This is a genomic window from Fulvivirga sp. AWR4_260, from assembly GCF_056158185.1.
The window spans coordinates 1197276-1215344 of the sequence record NZ_JBSWSU010000015.1; the positions used below are offsets into that span (position 1 = coordinate 1197276).

Here is an 18069-nt window from a genome sequence, read left to right on the forward strand (position 1 = left end):
GTAAAAAAATGTAATTAACAATTGTCTAAGTTTAGTGCTTAATACGGGTCTACATCAAAAATGATTTTACTTGATTTTAAGCTTTTATCTTGATTTATTTCTAGTGTTAGCTGCTGTATAATTTCTTTGACTTTACCCAAGTGTACTTTAGATCTTTCTAGTTTAATCATCATTTCCATTAAATACTCATTTCTGATTTTTGAGATGAGTGGTTCTTCTGGGCCTAGTACTCTTTTAGCGCCTAGTTGCTCTTTAAGCAGGTTAGCATATTTTATGGCTGTTATCTTAGCGGCCTGTTTGTCTTTATTTTTCACAACTATGTTAATCACTCGTGTAAAAGGAGGATATTGATGTTCGTGTCGTTCTCTTAATTCTTTTGTATAGAAATCTTCGTAAGCATAATGTGTGATCTGCTCTAATATAGGTTGGGTAGAATTTCTTGTTTGAATTACCACCATGCCTTTTTTGTCACGTCTGCCTGCACGACCGCTTACTTGTGTAGTCAGCTGAAAAGTTCTTTCAAAAGCCCTGAAATCAGGAAAATGAAGCATTCTATCTATGTCAAAAATGCCTACAAGGTTAACGTTGTCAAAATCGAGACCCTTGCTTACCATTTGGGTACCCACTAATATATCTATATCGCCATTTTCAAAATCTCTGATGATGGTTTCATAGCTATTTTTCTTGCGCGTGGTATCTAAGTCCATACGCTGTATTCGGGCATGAGGAAAGAAAATTTCCAATTCCTCTTCTAGCTTTTCAGTGCCAAAGCCTATGGTTATTAAGTTGGTGGAGCCACATGCCTCGCAGGCTCTGGGGACACTGTCTTTATAGCCACAATAATGACAGGTTAATTCATTTTTGTATTGATGGTAAGTGAGACTGACCGCGCAATTATCGCATTTGGGAATCCAGCCACATTCTTGGCACATCATGTAAGGGGAGTAGCCTCGCCTGTTCTGAAAAACTATAACTTGTTCGTTTTTGTCCAAAGCAGCTTCTATCTCATGTATTAAAGTAGAGCTAAACTCACCCTTAGAAAGCTTTTTGTTTTTTTCTCTAATCATATCCGCTACTTTGAAATCAGGGAGTTGACCTTCTCCATAGCGCTGAAATAAAGTGACCAAGCCATATTTTCCTTGACGAGCCTGGTATTGAGACTCGATGGATGGAGTGGCTGAGCCTAATAATACTTTGGCGTGTTGTTGATGTGCTAATACCATGGCTACATCTCTTGCATTATACCTTGGTGCAGGATCATATTGTTTGTATGATGATTCGTGTTCTTCATCAACAATTATCAGGCCTAAATTATCGAAGGGTAAAAATATGGATGAACGCACGCCCACTACAAATTGATATTTTCCTGAAAGCACACCTTTCCATACTTCCACACGTTCATTGTCAGAGAATTTGGAGTGATAAACGCCCATTTTATCTCCAAATATTTTTTTTAATCTGTTAACAATTTGTGTGGTTAGTGCTATTTCTGGTAGCAGGTACAGAATTTGACTTCCTCCTTCTAATGCATCTTTAATAAGACTGATATAAATTTCGGTTTTACCACTACCTGTAATTCCATGCAGCAGGGTGGTGTCAAATTTTTCAAAGCTTTTGACTATTTCTTCTTTTGCTGTTTGTTGAATTTCAGATAAAGTGATTTCGGCTAAGGCTTGATCATAGCTCTGAAACCTTGAAACTATAATTGAAAACTCTTCAAAAATGCCATTCTTTATTAACGTTTTTAATGAGGAGTTGGAGATTTCTGCATTTGTAAACTCTGCCTTATCTATACCATTTATATTTAATTCTGGTTGATTAAATACGGGGATTTTTTGCAAGTAAAATAGCAGTACTTCTTCTTGTTTAGGCTTACTGCTGATTTGGTCAAATAGTAGCTGTAAATTTTCCTTGTTACCATAAGCTGAGGTGAGCCTTATTTTAGCTACTTTTTTTGGTTTATATTTTTCTTTTACCTCTTCAAAAATCAATACAGCCTCTTTATAAACTAAGGTTTTTATCAGGCTGTAAATATTCTTTTGGTTGAGGAGCTGGCTTATTTCACTATAAGAAAGTACATCTTTGTTTTGAAGTGTCTCCAAAATGATGGCTTCTTTTTCATTAAAGTCTAGTTCAGACTCGTAGTAATCGAAATGAGGGTGAAGCTGCACTTTCGATTCGCTACTTAATTTTAGCCCCGTTGGTAGGGCCACATTTAGAACCTCACCAAGGGTGCACATGTAATAGTTAGCGATCCATTGAAAGGTGGATATTTGCCCAGGTTGAATTACAGGTTCATCATCTAAAAGTTCTAGCAGATACTTGGCTTCATATTTGGCCGGAGGCGTTTGATGAATTTTGCCTACTACTCCAGTTAATACTTTCCGTTGCCCAAATTGAACAATAACCCTGCAACCCTCGGATATAACTTCGTTGTATTCTATTGGTACTCTATAAGTAAACATTTTTGGGATAGGCACAGGTAATATGATATCCGCAAAAAGTGTTTTTCTGCCTTCTTCTGGTGTGTTATCGTTAAACTCGAGCTGACTCATAAGTCAATGTTAGCAAGTATTGGTTTTGTTTACAATAGATTAAATGATGTAGCTAATCTGTTTTATGGCCTCTTCGGGTTGGTGAACAGGTAATTGACAACTTTTATCATAGCATACATGTACTGTAGATTGCTCTGACATACGAGATTGTAATAACGGCAATTCACTTATAACATTGCTTCCACAGATGATGCTGTTAGCAGAAAAATGTTTGAGAATAGTATTTTTATAAGCGATGAAATCAGGCCCTGTAATGGCAATTTCAGCTGTAGAAGTGCTGTGAAATAGGTGTAGTGTAGCCCACTGGTATAAATACCTCCCTTCAGTAAGTAGTAATGAGGTTATTTTGTTTAGCATTTTTAAGCTGATGCTTACCCATTGCTCATGGTTGAAAAGTGTACCTAAACGATATAAGTTGCAAGCCATAATTGCATTAGAAGAAGGTATCACATTATCAAATATTTCCTTTTTTCTGGCAATTAGAGTTTCTGACTGGCTACTAGTGTAAAAGAAGAAATCTTCTTCCTTATCGAAGAAATCAGTTACTACTTTTTCAGCTAGTGCTTTGGCTAGCATCAGCCAACTTTCATCAAAGGTAGATTCGTATAGGTTGATAAATGCTTCTATTACTAACGCATAATCTTCTAAATATCCTTCATTAGAAACCTTGTTGTGATGAAAATTTCTGTGCAGTGTGTTATTGTAAATTAATTTAGTTTTTATGAAGTTGGCATTTTTTAATGCGATATCTAAAAATCGATCATCTTCAAATGCCTGATAGGCTTTAAGTAAACCTGTAAGTGCTAATGCATTCCAGCTGGCAAGTATTTTATCGTCAAGTTCTGGTCTTATTCTCTGGTTTCTATTTCTTAATAATGTTGATGAATAATTACTGAATGCAGCCTTTAACGTTTCTTGGCTGATATTATGTTTGGCAGCAAAAGAATCTAAATTTTCATTACAGTGTAGAATATTAGTACTTTCCCAATTGCCTTCTTCTGAAATGTTATAGTATGTTATGAATTCATTAGTGTATTTTTCATTTGCCAATAATTCTTCGATTTCGGCTAAGCTCCAAGTGTAAAATTTACCTTCTACCCCTTCGCTATCTGCATCTAATGCAGAATAAAATCCACCATTTTCGTCTTGCATTTCTTGCGTTAACCATTCTACAGTTTGATATACAACTTCTTTGTATCTAGGCGTTTTAAATGCTTTATACGCCTCTGCATATAATTGTATAAGTTGTCCATTGTCATAAAGCATTTTTTCAAAATGGGGAGCTAGCCAGTGATCATCCGTTGAGTATCGAGCAAATCCACCCCTGATTTGGTCGTATATGCCGCCATTGGCCATTTTTTCTAGTGTATTATTTAACGATTTGGCGATATAGGCATCCTGTTTAAAAGCGAAGTAGCGCAAGGTGAATAACCATACTCCCGGCATTGGAAATTTAGGAGCGCCAGAAAAACCTCCTTCGTTGGCATCTATTTTTTGGTAGATGCTTTGAAATATGAGGTTTAATTGATCACTATTTGGCTTACTGTTGGTTTCTTTTAATTTAAATTTTATGATTTCACTTGTGGCTAATGCGTCACTAAGTTCTTGTGCTGATTTGTGAATGTCATCCTTTTTAACTTCGTAAGCTTTTGCTACTTGTTGTAGTAGTTGAATCCAGCCTTGAGGAGGGAAGTACGTGCCTCCATAAAATGGCTGTTGATTTGGTGTGAGAAACATGTTGAGTGGCCAGCCGCCATTTTGCCCCATTGCTTGAAGGGCATCCATGTATATTTGGTCTATGTCGGGTCTTTCTTCTCTATCTACTTTTATGCACACAAAGTATTGGTTCATTACTTTGGCGATATTCTCATTTTCAAAAGATTCGCGTTCCATAACATGACACCAATGGCACGAGGAATAACCAATACTTAGTATAATAGGCTTGTCTTCTTGCTTGGCAAGTGTCAATGCTTCAGTTCCCCATGGCATCCAGTTGACGGGATTGTGCGCATGTTGTAATAGGTAAGGGCTAGTACTATTGATAAGTGCATTGGTATGTTGATGTGCCATAAATTATGCCTATATGATTTGGTTTTTTATTGTTATAATTTCTTCCGAAAGGTCAGCTATATGCGATAAGCTTTCTAGTTGGGATAGCGTTTTATTTAAAAACTTTTGATGTTCTTTTGTATTAGGGTTGAACGGTCGGTGGTTAACAGACCTTTTTAATTTCTCCCATTTTTGAATAAAATCAATAGTGGTGTCATCGAAATATGCATCCTTTAATTTTTTCCATATGTATTCTTCTGCCAGTGCAGAAGGGTGAAGCATATCTGACTTGTAAAATCTGTAATCACGTAAATCATCAAGCATAATTTCATATGATGGGAAATATTCAACATGGCTATGCTTAGTAACTATTTCATGAATGCTACTTCTCAAAATACTTTTACTGACTTGGTTAAGCTCTAAAGTGTCTTTAATGTGCCTGACGGGCGATAGGGTGATTAAAATCTTTAATTTAGGATTAAGCTTTAACAATGCATCTACTACCTGGGTAAAGCCATTACTAATGCTTTCATTAGTTAATAACGATTTTGTGAATTGTTGTGATGGTACTTTGTGGCAGTTGGCTACTATTTGTTGAGTATCTTTTCTTTGGTATACATAAGCGGTGCCAAATGTAACTATTAGCCAGCTTGCTTTTTTTATTGTTTGGTGAGTGAAAGAAATCGCCTTTTTAACCTGTGATATTAGCAATTCTTTATTTTCAGAAGAAAAGGAAGAATGAAACAGATAATGGGCATATAAGCCTTGGTTGAAAACTATATCATTTTCATTTATATCATTATCATTTATGGCCAGTTCTAATAGTTGAAATATAGAAATGGGGTTGTAAACTGTGCCAAAAGGATTAGCATTAATTGCGAACTTATTATTCTTGAAGTAGTTCCCTATATTATCAGCAAAGCACGAACCTATGGACAAAATAGGTGTTTGTAATCCTATTTTATTTTGCGAGGGTTTGCAAGTTACTTCTGTTCTAAACATAGTGTAAAGGTAGAAATAACTGCCAAGGCTAGTATATTGATATATTAGAAAACTTTAAAATCTACGCGTCTATCTTTTTGTCTGCTATCTTCCGAAAGGTCCGTGCTGGCATTTTCTTCTCCATATCCTACCACAGATATTCTGTCATCAGGCACGCCCATATCATGCATGAGTTGTCTTATTCTTTCTACCCTTTGAATAGAAAGCTGCACATTGTAGTTGTCATTTCCTTTTTTGTCAGTATGGCCTTCAATTAAAATAGTTCTGCCCTGAAGTGCATATTCTACTGCTACTAAAAAGGGCTCCATGTCTACAACAGAAAATTCATCCTGATCAAAAGTGAAATAAAGAGGATCTAATTCAATGGGGTATGTTTCTAGGTTTTTCGATAAGTTTCTTTGCACCATTGCTCTTATTTCCTCCTGTTGTGGACTTGTAGGCTCGGGTAAATTGTGCATTGCCAGTACGTTTTCCTTCTTTTCTGGCTCAGGTTTTGGAGCTGGTTCAGGCTTAGGAGTGGTCTTTTGAGCTACTACCGGCTTGGGTGCTGGTTTAGGAGCAGGAGGTGGGGTGTCATTGAGGTCCACCTCCGCCATAGATCGTTGAGCGGGTTTGTTACTTTTAAATATTCCTGCCATAAAAGGCTTGTGGGGCTTCTTCTTCTTTTTGCGAATCAGAGCATGACACTGTCTTGCTGCATTAACCCTGCCTTTGCTATAATGTTTCTTAAAATACTTGGTGGAAATTTTACTTCTTTTTTGAGCGTAAGATGGTGCTGCCATCATGCATAAGCACAAAATTATGCTGGTGAGTAAGGTAAATTGTATCCAACGCTTAAGAGACATATAACGAATATTTTCTTTAAGAAAAATGATGATACTTCAGAGCTTTTTTCTCTAATCAATCTTTTTTGACTATTAAATCTTTTTTTAGACCAAAAGTAACCGCTAAAATGTATGTAAGATTTTATTGCTTTTTGTTAATTAATGAGATGAAGTCATCAATCTGGTCATTGGGAAGCGTTACAGATAGGTGATACTGAACTATTTGCCATTGATTATTACGCTTTACTAAAATGCCTGAACCTCTACAAACCCCCATCCATGTTTTTAATAATTCTGAAAACCAAACTAATTTTTGATCTTTGGTGAAATGCAATTGTCTGTCATATGGGGTGAAATCCCATGCTTCTCCTTTATCAAAATAGGGTTTTGCAAAAGCTTTAAATTCTTCCTTGTTCCATCTTTCTGTAGCATCTGTGCCTATATAAATACCATCTTCGGCAATAGCTTTAAAGTATAGTTCGGCATTGGCATCGGCTGCAGCTTGATGCCAGTCATTAAGAAAAGTGTCTACATCTTGTGCTGTAGAATTTAACGAGGTAATAACAATTAATAGAAGAGTAATAACGTAATATTTCATGATTTCATATAGCTTAAAAGCGGAAAATATGAATATTACCTTCAATAAACAAGTTACTTGAGCAAAGAGGTATGAAAAAAGGTCATCACCCAGAGGTGATGACCTGTAATTTTAAGGTTAATTTTTATTTGCAAATTCTTTCAGTGGAATCTGTTTGCCATCATATATATTGATCAAATAAGTGAAATCATCTTTTGTTTGTCCGGGGCGCATGATGCCAGGGATCTGTATGATTTTAAGATGTTTGTTGTCGTAGAACGATATTTCTCCATTATCAATAGTCTTTTTAAACAAAACATTGTCGGTTTTTGCATCTATAACCAAAAATTTAATCTGGTTAGAAGGCATTTTTGCAGACCCTTTTCTATCGCTGTATGCTAATACCAATGAAGAGTCTGGACTGTAAGTAAACTTGGACCATTCGCCTAGCTCTTTAGTGCACTCTGCATTATACGCAGTAGGTTCTTGGGTTTGGCTTACCGTGTTTTCACTGGCACATGCTCCGGATAATAATAGAATGGAAAATATGATGCTTTTTATCCTATTCATTCGTTTTAAATATTTTAAATGTGTTTTCTTCGAAGTTGCTTCTCAGTTCAATTATATAATACCCTGATTTTAGTGTGGATAAGTCTAATGGTTTAGTAGTATCCAAATTATGGTCTATATAAACTAAGCGTCCTTCTGTGTCATAAATATAAATAGAATGGTACTTCTCAGCTCCATCAATAAATATTTTTGTCTTGAAAGGATTAGGATAAACTAGAATATGCTGAGTTTGGTATTCATTAACACCTGTAACTAGTTTAACGGTGTATGACGAAGATGTGAAATTGCACTCATCTTGTTTTATAATTACAGTATAGTCTCCTGATTTTGAAGGGGAATGAGTGCTCGCTGTGGCACCTGGTATCTCGTTGCCATTTAATAGCCACTGGTATGAGTTGCCGATAATGTTGGTGGACAATGTGCCTTCACTACTTTCTGAAATGAATACATCTGTTTGGTCAAAATTAATGACGATTCCGGTAGAGTCGGTATGGCTGCTACGCAAAGTGTCGGTTGCTATTAGGCTTATCTCATGACTTCCGTCACTGTCAAAGGTTACGCTAATGGCGCCTGTAGTGGTGATCTTTTGGGGAGTAGCACCTTCACCAAAATCCCAAGCGTATGAGACTTCGGGTATGGTGGCACTCGGGGTGAATACTACAGTCTTGCTATTACACCCTTTGCTATAATCCACCTGATAATTTATACTGGCTTTTAGCGCTGGCATAGGTCCTTCTATTATAAAATTATCGATGGCGATTCCTTGCTCTTCTACATAACCGTCAGATGCAAAATAGAATTGAAATGCTATGCTAGGATAGCCCGCAAACATAGATATATCTATACTTTTGGAAATAAAGCTATCGTTAGTAGTTCCTGAAAATATAGGAAGCCCACCAAATATGGATTGCGGAAGAGAATTCATGTCATACCATTGACTTGAAACTATATCACTGCCTAGCGGATACCAATTTTCCCCTTTATCAGGTGTGAAGGTGACAATCATCCCATCCCACTCACTTTCCATTTGATAATTAGCCTCAAATTTCAAAGTGTATGATCCTGATTGGCTGAAGTCAAATTCAGGGGTGTATAGAATAGCTGTTGAATTAGAGGCGTATTCCTCATTATTAATGCCAGTTACCCAAGCATAGTCGCCACTAGCAGTTCCGCTTTTCCCAGATATGGTCGATTTTCCTAGTTCAAACGGTGTCCCGTTGATGTTTTCTGGGTAAAAATCTCCGTAATTAACTTCAAAGTTGCCTCCGTGTTCCAATGAGTAATCTGCAGCACGTGTAGGCATTACAGTTATAAGATTGTCTTTGGTGAGTATAAACTCTCCTTCATTGAGTGTTAAGGTTATGGTATAATGTCCTTCTTTAGTGTATTTATGCTTCGGTTTTTCGTCTGTAGAAGTTGTGCCATCTCCAAAATCCCAATGGAATGAATTTACATCTCCAGTGTAATCTATAGCAAAAGATATTGACTTGTTAATATATGTGAGAGAATGTGATGGTGCAAATGTGGCTATTACTTCGCTGCCAAATACATTGGAGGTAAAGAGCCCTCTACCATGAGTAGCTACTATTAATTGCTTGTCTTCGGTGCGGTATTTTATCATATCGCAACGTACGTTAGCTAACCCTTCTACTGTGGGTTCCCATTCAGGAGAGATGTCAGAAAGATTGTCTGTGGACCATATTCCTACATCTGTAGCAATAAGTGCTTGGTTTTTATCGGTAGGATGAAATAGAGCCCATCGAACAGGTACATCAGGTACGTTGCCTTCTTTACTTGTCCATGTGGTGCCCCCGTTTTTGGTTTCCCAAATAGAATTAATGCCATAGTTTGATAAGGTAACCAATAAATGATCAGTGGAGTTGCCTACTTCTATGCATGAAATATTTCCTGAAGGAAGCTGGTTGTTACTTATCTCTGTAACGGTAGGTGTCTGTTTAGGATTTGTTATCTGGTATATCTGACCATAACCGTTACCTGCAAATATTACATTATTATCAGGCGAGACTTTAATGTGGCTAATAACCGTGTTATTCATGGGTATATACTTAGCCATAAATGATGGGGTTGAGCTGCCGATGTTGCTATATATGTTAAGAGAATCAGCGCTACTTGCTGCATATAAAGTGTTGTCTATGTCGTCATAATCACACGGGTTGATAAAGCGGCCAGAATAGCTCTGATTAGGGAAGTTATAAAATGTACCACCTCCATCAAGTGAGTAATAATAGTTATTGTATACATAACTGGAGATCATAATATTGGGCTCATTTTGATCTATAAATACAAATGCTCCATCGCCTCCAGTAACTTGTTGGGTGCTATTAATGCCCATCTGCGTAAATTTTTGAGTGCCATTGTCTTGAGAGCCCGCCAAATATATACTTGATAGAGGCTGATTTACTGCTGCGCAAGAATAAAATAGCGTAGTGTTGTACCCATTGTTTGCTTCTAAATAGGTAGGGTACTCATCGTTTAAATTCTCAGAGTAAAATACACCTCCATCATTTCCAAAAATAGCAGTATTGTTATTGCCGGGTTTAAATACTATAGCGTGTTGATCTGCATGAACATATGGTGCACATGAGCCTGTCCAGTAGGAGATAAGCTGCCAGTTTGTGCCGCCATCAGTTGTTCGGTAAAGGTCTATGCCTCCCATTAACACCAAGTCTTCATTGTTAGGAGATACCTGTAATATAAGGTCAAAGAATGCTTGACCCCTGGTAAAGTCATTGAGGTCTTCGGTACAAGTTTGCTGATTTCTATAGTTTGGTATAGTTATATCTTGCCATGTTAAGCCTCCATTAATTGACTTTTTAAGCCAGGCTACATTAGAGCCTGAAGCTGCTAGAGCGTAAATTACCGCTGAATTAGAGGGGGCTGTAGTAATTTCTACTCTGTCTCCTCCTGCCATTGGAGATACGCTAACCCAAGTGGCAGCATCATCAGTTGATTTAAAAATATTTCCATTATAATCAGAGATATATACATCTCCATTAGAGGCAAGTTCTACATCAGTTACGAAGAACTCGGGTGAGGTGAGGGTCCATGTTTCTCCATTATCGATTGAAGTGTAAAGGCCTCCAGAGGTACCTGCTATTACTTTTGAATTGGTTGATACTACAATTTTCTGCACATAGCTAAATGCATCTGATTGTGTGGAGCTCAATTGGCTCCAAGTATTTCCTTTATCAGTAGACCTCCAAATGCCAGCTCCTTTAATGGTGCTTGTAAAACCTAGTCCTGTTCCGGCATAAAACGTAGATGTTTCTTCTGGGTCATAGGCTAGTGTGCTTATAGCCAAGTTGGCCATAAAGTCGTTCACGTTATGCCATGCGGAGTTCTTATCGGAGATATTGTTGTTATACCAAAGTCCGCCAGCTACTGCGCCAGCCCAAACTTTATTGCCAGTGGTGTCATTAGGGTCAAAGAATAGAGACCGTGTTCTTCCTCCTACATTATCAGGGCCTCGTTCTACCCATTTAACATCGGAGATTGCTCGGGCATTGCTAGTACTTTTTAAAAGTCCTTTGGCTTCTTGAAATGCCAATACTTTTCTTTCCGTGGGCACATAACCCAAGGTCGGATCTTTAGTCATTTCAAATTCCTGCTCTGCAGCAAGGTCGGGGCTGTCTGTTTCTTCTTTTTCCCTTTCTTCATCATCTTCATAGTTATAATGTCTTGGGAATGTGGGTTGAGGTGTATTTGAGCTCTGAAAAAAATATATCGCTACTACGGACAGAGCTACAAAAAACACTAATGCAAAATAGTTATTTTTATTCATGATAGTAGTTTTGTAATCACTACCCTAATAAAATGATATTTTGCCTTAAAAAGAAATAACAATTCTAATTTTTAAATATTATTCAGTTCTAAAAACTCCTGAACTTCTTGTTTTACATCCGTTGTGGATTTGCCATCATATGGTGCTGTAGCTATTGCTTTAAATAATTCTCCTACTACTGCAGGGTTTAAACCCAGTTTTTTGGCATAAATGGAGGCAACCTCTAGTTCAATATCTTCTACTACATTGTCAAGATATATCATGTGTACGAGATGAAAAATAGCTTCGGTTTTTTCTACTTTACTATCGGGCTCTCTAAATTCTAGTTTATCGAAGTTATCTTCAATGTGATGGAGATCGGCATGTGATAGGTTTAATTGTGCGCTCCATTTTAATAAACAGCCCACATATTTACTTTTTACCTGTTCGTCCTTTAAAAAGAATGCTAATATATTAAAAAAGCTCTTTTTTATAGATTTAAGTTCTTCTGCATTTAAAATTGCCATACTATTAGAGTTTTAGAGTTATATTATATAAGATACCTTTTTTCTCAATTAAAATCATTCTTTAATTACAATTCTTGCTGTAGAATTGTTTTGCTTTGGTATGTCCAATATTCATGGCTTTTTCCCAATTGGAGCACGCCATATGTTTTTTATTGACATGGTAAAAGGCCATGCCTCTTTGGTAGTATGGCTCGGCATTGTTTGGTCGTATGGTAATGGCCCAGTTAAAGTCAGATATAGCTTCTTCGTAATTTTGATTTCTTAGGTGAAATAGGCCTCTTTTCATGAAAAGCGTGTAAAATGTTTCAGGGGTATCTTTGGGTTTCATCACTAGTTCAAATGCTTCTCCATACACGTTGGTCTGAATTTTTTTAAATACCAGTTTTGCATCATGGTAGGCTTTGCGAGCTTCGTCATTGTTTTCGAGATCGTGTTCGTAAATGCCAGCTACTTTTAGTATGATACTTATGTTGTATTCATCATATATAAGGATATAATTATACGCATTAATAGCCTCTTTGTATTTACCTATCGAATAATAGCTTTCCGCCAGTTTTAGCCAATTATTAAGGTCTGTTTTGTCATCATTTTCAATAATTAATTTAAACTCTTTTGCTGCGTTATGATAGTCTCCTCTTTGATAATCAGATTGAGCATTGGAATTTAACTTTTCTATAAAATGTGATTTGGCTACTTCTACTTGATGGTTTCTTCTGAATTTTGATGTCATTTCATTCATTATAGTCAACCCTAAGGCGTAGTCTTTTATGTTGAAGGCCGAATCTATTTTAGAGATATGACGATCTATTTCCTGAGCTAGTTCGATTTTATCTTTATTCTCGTAGTATGAATTTATGGAGGTGACAATAACAACAACAACGGTTATAGCGCCTACAAATAAAATGGATAGCAAAATTGAATACAGGTAGGTCTTATCCACCTTGTAATAGGTTTGTGGCTTCGGTCTGGGACGATACTTATAATTTCGGGGTCTTGTATCTCTACGGTTTGAGCCTGTAGGTTGTGAATATGATTGAGGAGGAGGATTGTAATGATGTTGAAGTCTATTGTCGTATGCCTGTTTCTTGTACGGGTCTTTTAGGTTCTGATAGGCTTCGTTGATTTCTTTAAATTTTTCATCACTGTAGGTATTGCCTGGGTTTTTATCTGGGTGATATTTTATTGCCAATTTTTTGTAGGCTGATTTCACTACAGCTATGTCTGAATATCTGGCTACATCTAGTACATGGTAATAATCAATCATATGAAAAAATAAACGAGGATGATAAAAGTGGTAGTGTTGATTTTATAGGTAAATATAAATTTAAACTTGTTTTTGTTAGATGAAGTGTTGGTAAATTAATTTATAAAATTAAAATAATTTCATAAAACATATAATCAGCCCATTAAATCTGTAGTTTCTTTTGAAACAAAAGGCTATGGCGCTTCTTTGTGTTATGATTTCAAAAGGAGTGGTTTACATGCTAGTGGCAGGTTTCTGTTTTGCCCTAATGAATGCTTTTGTTAAAATGTTGCCCAATATACCTGCGGTAGAAATAGTCTTTTTTAGATCTGTAATTTCGCTTGTATTGAGTTTTGTTTTTTTGAAGACTTCTGGTGTTAACATTTGGGGTAATAATAAAAAGATACTCATTATGCGAGGTGCTGCAGGTGCTATTGCTCTGGTATTATATTTCAAGACTATTCAAAAGATACCCTTGGCAAGCTCTACTACCATACAATTTTTAGCGCCTATTTTTACTTCTGTATTGGGAATGTTTATCGTAAAAGAAAAGGTGAAACCATTACAATGGTTATTCTTTCTGGTGGCTTTTCTTGGTGTGCTTGTAATAGAAGGGTTTGATCAGCGTATAACACCGATCTATGCTACTATGGGATTATTTGCTACCTTATTTGCAGGGCTGGCGTATAATTTTATTAGAAAATTGAATACATCGGAGCATCCATTGGTAATAGTATTTTATTTTCCATTAGTGACGCTGCCCATAACTGGGTTGTACAGTGTGTTTCATTGGGAAGAGCCGCAGGGTATGGAATGGTTTTATCTGCTGGTGGTTGGGGTGCTTACTCAAATAGCTCAATATTTAATGACTAAGGCTTATCAGGTAGAAGAGCTGTCTAAAGTGGCTAGTCTCAAGTATATTAATATTATATATGCACTGGGCCTCGGCTGGATTTTCTTTGATGAGTCTTTTAACTTTATGACTTACATAGGTATGGTAGTAGTGTTAGCCGGAGTGGCGGGTAATGTGTGGTATAAAAATCATTTGTCAAAGAAAAAACTTGCAGAAAAGGAAGGATAGATATGTCAGGACATAGTAAGTGGTCAACTATAAAAAGAAAAAAGGGAGCTTTAGATGCTAAAAGAGCTAAAATTTTCACCAAGCTTTTGCGTGAAATATCTATAGCGGTAAAAGAAGGAGGGAGTGACCCGGATGGTAATCCCAGGTTAAGATTGGCTATACAGAATGCAAAAGGGCAAAATGTACCAAAAGATAATATTGAAAGAGCCATTCATAAAGGCGAGGGGGGAGATGAGGGAGATTACACGGAGCTTACTTATGAAGGATATGCATCGCATGGAATAGCAATATATGTAGAGTGTGCTACTGATAATTTAAATAGGACTGTAGCGGCTGTGCGAGCTGCTTTTAGTAAATATGGAGGTGGCTTGGCAGTGAACGGGTCTGTTGATTATTTGTTTGAAAGGAAAGGTATTTTTGATATTAAAAGACCTGAAAACTCTATACAAGATGAACTAATGCTTAAATTAATTGATGCTGGAGCAGAGGATGTAGCCTTTGATGAAGAATATATTCATGTGACCACTGCTATGGAAGATTTTGGTCGTTTTCATCAAGCTGCCGAAGCATTTAATTTGGAATGTGAAACTGCTGAACTTCAGCGCTTGCCTATGAATAGAATGACGTTAGCTGATGAGGAGCTAGAGGATGTTTTAAAGTTGATAGAGGTATTAGAAGATGATGATGATGTGCAGAAAGTCTATCATAATCTGGATATAACGAATGAGCAGCTAGCGGCTTTGAGTTAATTTTATTGTAAGCGTATATCTATCTGTTTGGTGCTATTTGAAATGGTAAAGCTAGCATCTTCAAATGAAGGAGGGCCAAGAAGGCCTTTGGCGTTGTTACTAAATCCATAATCTTCTGTAGGAATCCCTAGCATGTTTTTATCCATCTCGCCATTTCCATTTTCATCATGAAAGGCGCTAACGGCATAGGTGCCTTCAGGTAAATTTTCAATAGTAAGGGTGGCTTCTTTTCCTGGGGTAATTTCTATAAACTTACCAGTATACTCTTTGTGCTTGGCTAAGAAAGATGACTTGGAGTTAAATATGGCTACAGCCACATTGCCATGTGTGTTTTTTAAATTAGAGACAGTAATATTCAGTGTGCACTGATTTTTCTGGATAGGAGAAACTAAAACACTAAAAATTGAAAGTATAAACGAGTAGATCATGGCTATTCTGTTTTAGCATGAGGGTTAAACAAATGAAATGCCAAAAGGAGGGGATAAAAAAAGAGTAATAACTTATAGGCTATTACTCTTTTAAAAATTATTCTTAATTAAGCTAATTTAGCAATTAAGTCAGCAACTCTGTTAGAGTAACCAGCTTCGTTGTCATACCAAGAAACAACTTTTACTAAATTACCGTTTGCTGAAGTCATTTGAGAATCGAAGATAGATGAGTGAGGGTTACCTACGATATCAGTAGAAACGATAGGATCTTCAGTGTACTCAAGTATTCCTTTCATAGGACCTTCAGCAGCCTCTTTCATAGCCGCGTTGATCTCTTCTACAGTTACTTCTTTCTTTAAAACACAAACTAAGTCAGTTAATGAACCTGTTGGTGTTGGTACGCGAACAGCGTTACCATCTAATTTTCCTTTCAATTCAGGAAGTACTAAACCTACAGCTTTAGCAGCACCAGTAGTAGTAGGTACAATGTTTAAAGCAGCAGCTCTTGCTCTTCTTAAATCTTTGTGAGGAGCATCTTGTAAGTTTTGATCAGCCGTGTAAGCGTGGATAGTAGTGATAAATCCTTTCTCTAAACCAAACTTATCGTTAAGAACTTTTGCTACAGGAGCAAGACAGTTAGTAGTACAAGAAGCGTTAGATAAAACCTCTTCTGAACCAGTTAAAATTTCTTCGTTAACACCAAGTACTACAGTAGGGATATTTCCTTTTGCAGGTGCAGAGATAACAACTTTTTTAGCTCCGGCAGTGATATGCTTTTTAGAACCTTCTTCATCTACAAATCTACCTGTAGACTCAAGAACGATATCAACACCAAGATCTCCCCAAGGTAATTGTGCAGGATCTCTCTCAGCTAAAACTTTTATTGCTTTACCGTTGATAACGAAACCTTCGTCATTAGTTTCAACAGTACCGTCAAACTTGCCGTGAATTGAATCATATTTTAAAAGGTGCGCAAGTGTAGCAATGTCAGTTAAGTCATTTATAGCTACAACTTCAACGTTATCTTTTTGCAATAATGATTTAAACGCCAAGCGGCCTATTCTTCCAAATCCGTTAATTGCTATTTTAGTCATTTTGTTTGGATTAAAGTTGTCATTTTTATTACGCGCCAAAAGTACATTACTACATGTCTAAAATCAATGAAAGAGAAACTTAAATGCATGTGTGCGAAAAAAAAGAAATTTTTTCTACAATTGTTTTGCATATAAAATTTGAAGTATTACATTTGCAACTCCTTAAACAAAACGGTCCGTTCGTCTAGGGGTTAGGACGCCAGGTTTTCATCCTGGTAACAGGGGTTCGATTCCCCTACGGACTACAAAAGTGCTTCGCAGTAGCACTACACGCAGAGAAAAGCTTTGTGTTAAATAGTTTAAGGGTCCGTTCGTCTAGGGGTTAGGACGCCAGGTTTTCATCCTGGTAACAGGGGTTCGATTCCCCTACGGACTACTAAAGCCGTTTGCTGAAAAGTAAACGGCTTTTTTTGTTTCTGGTAACTTCAGGAAATGCTAGGTTCTGCACTTTTAATTTACATTCAAATCTTTCTGTGTTTTATGCATTAATCTTCCTTCCGCAAATAGGTTTTATAGTATGTGAATTCTAAATGAAGTTTACAGCCTATTTTTAGCGTTATGAATTGTGTAGCAGTGATTATGCTTCATGCGATTCGGAGTCTTTTAATTGATTTTTTGTAAAGAGTGAAAAATAGCTAGTTTCTATATGATGACGGGGTATTCCCGTGAAATTCTTTAAAAATTTTGGAAAAGTGGGAGATGTTAACAAATCCAAGAGTGTAGCAGATATCTGAAATACTTAGTTGCGTTTTTTGTATGAGTTCCTTTGCTTTTGTTAAACGTTTTTCTCTAATATAAACTGCGGGTGGCATATTATAAATACTTTGAAACTCACGCTTGAAGCTCGATAGGCTTTTTCCTGAGAGATAAGCTAAATCAGGGATGCTAGCTGGTGTTGCATAGTTTTTCTCGACAACTTGCCTTATATCTGTTGGAATTGGTTTGTGAAGTTGCAAGATCTGATAAAATAAATTTTGATTTATAATGGAAATATTATACAACATCTCCATTATTTTTATTCTTAGGAGTCCAGGTAAAGCTTTGCTTTTATTTTTAAAATATGGTTTTACGGATTTTGCAAACGAAATTAAAAAATCATTCATTGGAAAAACTGAACTTTTAACCTCAGCAGCAATATCCTTTTTAGAGACATCAACATCTGCTGTGGATAGAAAACTAGAAATTAACTCATCTTTTAGAGAAAACAATAAGCTGTAATGTTTAGAGTCATTTTCCTGATTGAGATGTTTTATGTAATTAACAATAGTTGCTTTTCTTAGCAAAATCATTTCGTTTTCATCTACAGTATATTCTTGATTGCCATAATTCAGGATTATTTTTCCAGTTAGTACAAAAAGTAACAAATGCTCATTCAAATACATATCACCTTCTTTTGCTGTATTGTTGTAACACTGTTCAATTATCGAAAACCCATCAAGATCTAAACCTGATTCAGTTAAAGTACAGCTAGCTAAAGGTGTTTTTATTATTGTATTCTTAATCATAAAGGTTACAGTTTTTGATAAAATACAAAATAAGTCATTGTGTGATTTTAATCACATGATTATCTTTTCATATTACATGATATT

General features: G+C 36.4%; 14 protein-coding genes and 2 tRNA genes. 4 read left to right on the plus strand and 12 right to left on the minus strand.

The features are described 5' to 3' along the window. Nucleotides 1-38 precede the first annotated feature (38 nt). The 9 genes from priA to ACXACQ_RS11645 form a co-directional block, all read right to left on the minus strand. The gene (gene priA / locus ACXACQ_RS11605; RefSeq protein WP_474976114.1) at nucleotides 39-2555 is read right to left on the minus strand and encodes a replication restart helicase PriA; all 2517 of its coding nucleotides are present in this window, start codon (nucleotides 2553-2555) and stop codon (nucleotides 39-41) included. Between the two features lie 39 nt (nucleotides 2556-2594). Then, a complete protein-coding gene (locus ACXACQ_RS11610; protein ID WP_474976115.1) occupies nucleotides 2595-4625 on the minus strand; it encodes a thioredoxin domain-containing protein in 2031 nt (676 codons plus the stop codon). A gap of 9 nt (nucleotides 4626-4634) precedes the next feature. Continuing rightward, nucleotides 4635-5606 (minus strand): GSCFA domain-containing protein, encoded by a 972-nt coding sequence (locus tag ACXACQ_RS11615; protein WP_474976116.1) that lies wholly within the window; start codon nucleotides 5604-5606, stop codon nucleotides 4635-4637. A gap of 44 nt (nucleotides 5607-5650) precedes the next feature. Beyond that, a complete protein-coding gene (locus ACXACQ_RS11620) occupies nucleotides 5651-6391 on the minus strand; it encodes an OmpA family protein (RefSeq protein WP_474976117.1) in 741 nt (246 codons plus the stop codon). 181 nt (nucleotides 6392-6572) lie between these two features. Continuing rightward, on the minus strand, nucleotides 6573-7028 hold the full coding sequence (locus ACXACQ_RS11625; RefSeq protein WP_474976118.1) for a nuclear transport factor 2 family protein: 456 nt from the start codon (nucleotides 7026-7028) through the stop codon (nucleotides 6573-6575). 117 nt (nucleotides 7029-7145) lie between these two features. Further along, nucleotides 7146-7577 (minus strand): hypothetical protein, encoded by a 432-nt coding sequence (locus ACXACQ_RS11630; protein ID WP_474976119.1) that lies wholly within the window; start codon nucleotides 7575-7577, stop codon nucleotides 7146-7148. Beyond that, nucleotides 7570-11379, minus strand: a complete 3810-nt coding sequence (locus ACXACQ_RS11635) for a PKD domain-containing protein (RefSeq protein ID WP_474976120.1) — start codon at nucleotides 11377-11379, stop codon at nucleotides 7570-7572. The genes ACXACQ_RS11630 and ACXACQ_RS11635 overlap by 8 nt, the downstream gene beginning before the upstream one ends. A gap of 71 nt (nucleotides 11380-11450) precedes the next feature. Beyond that, the gene (locus ACXACQ_RS11640) at nucleotides 11451-11885 is read right to left on the minus strand and encodes a hypothetical protein (RefSeq protein ID WP_474976121.1); all 435 of its coding nucleotides are present in this window, start codon (nucleotides 11883-11885) and stop codon (nucleotides 11451-11453) included. A gap of 61 nt (nucleotides 11886-11946) precedes the next feature. Beyond that, nucleotides 11947-13149 (minus strand): tetratricopeptide repeat protein, encoded by a 1203-nt coding sequence (locus ACXACQ_RS11645; RefSeq protein ID WP_474976122.1) that lies wholly within the window; start codon nucleotides 13147-13149, stop codon nucleotides 11947-11949. A gap of 193 nt (nucleotides 13150-13342) precedes the next feature. On the opposite strand from ACXACQ_RS11645, the gene ACXACQ_RS11650 reads away from it, so the two are divergent. Together ACXACQ_RS11650 and ACXACQ_RS11655 are read left to right on the plus strand one after the other, a co-directional pair. Further along, the gene (locus ACXACQ_RS11650; protein ID WP_474978474.1) at nucleotides 13343-14209 is read left to right on the plus strand and encodes a DMT family transporter; all 867 of its coding nucleotides are present in this window, start codon (nucleotides 13343-13345) and stop codon (nucleotides 14207-14209) included. A 2-nt stretch (nucleotides 14210-14211) separates the two neighbouring features. Next, nucleotides 14212-14958, plus strand: a complete 747-nt coding sequence (locus ACXACQ_RS11655) for a YebC/PmpR family DNA-binding transcriptional regulator (protein ID WP_474976123.1) — start codon at nucleotides 14212-14214, stop codon at nucleotides 14956-14958. 2 nt (nucleotides 14959-14960) lie between these two features. Here the strand turns inward: ACXACQ_RS11655 and ACXACQ_RS11660 are convergent, their stop codons facing one another. Both ACXACQ_RS11660 and gap read right to left on the minus strand, forming a co-directional pair. Next, nucleotides 14961-15386: a DUF2141 domain-containing protein gene (locus ACXACQ_RS11660; RefSeq protein ID WP_474976124.1), complete on the minus strand. Its 426-nt coding sequence runs from the start codon at nucleotides 15384-15386 to the stop codon at nucleotides 14961-14963. A gap of 107 nt (nucleotides 15387-15493) precedes the next feature. Then, the gene (gene gap, locus ACXACQ_RS11665) at nucleotides 15494-16480 is read right to left on the minus strand and encodes a type I glyceraldehyde-3-phosphate dehydrogenase (RefSeq protein WP_474976125.1); all 987 of its coding nucleotides are present in this window, start codon (nucleotides 16478-16480) and stop codon (nucleotides 15494-15496) included. A gap of 173 nt (nucleotides 16481-16653) precedes the next feature. On the opposite strand from gap, the gene ACXACQ_RS11670 reads away from it, so the two are divergent. Continuing rightward, a tRNA-Glu gene (locus ACXACQ_RS11670) sits at nucleotides 16654-16725 on the plus strand. Between the two features lie 59 nt (nucleotides 16726-16784). Further along, nucleotides 16785-16856 (plus strand) — tRNA-Glu (locus tag ACXACQ_RS11675). Between the two features lie 259 nt (nucleotides 16857-17115). Here ACXACQ_RS11675 and ACXACQ_RS11680 read toward each other — a convergent pair. Continuing rightward, nucleotides 17116-17985 (minus strand): helix-turn-helix domain-containing protein, encoded by an 870-nt coding sequence (locus ACXACQ_RS11680; protein ID WP_474976126.1) that lies wholly within the window; start codon nucleotides 17983-17985, stop codon nucleotides 17116-17118. Nucleotides 17986-18069: the final 84 nt, after the last annotated feature.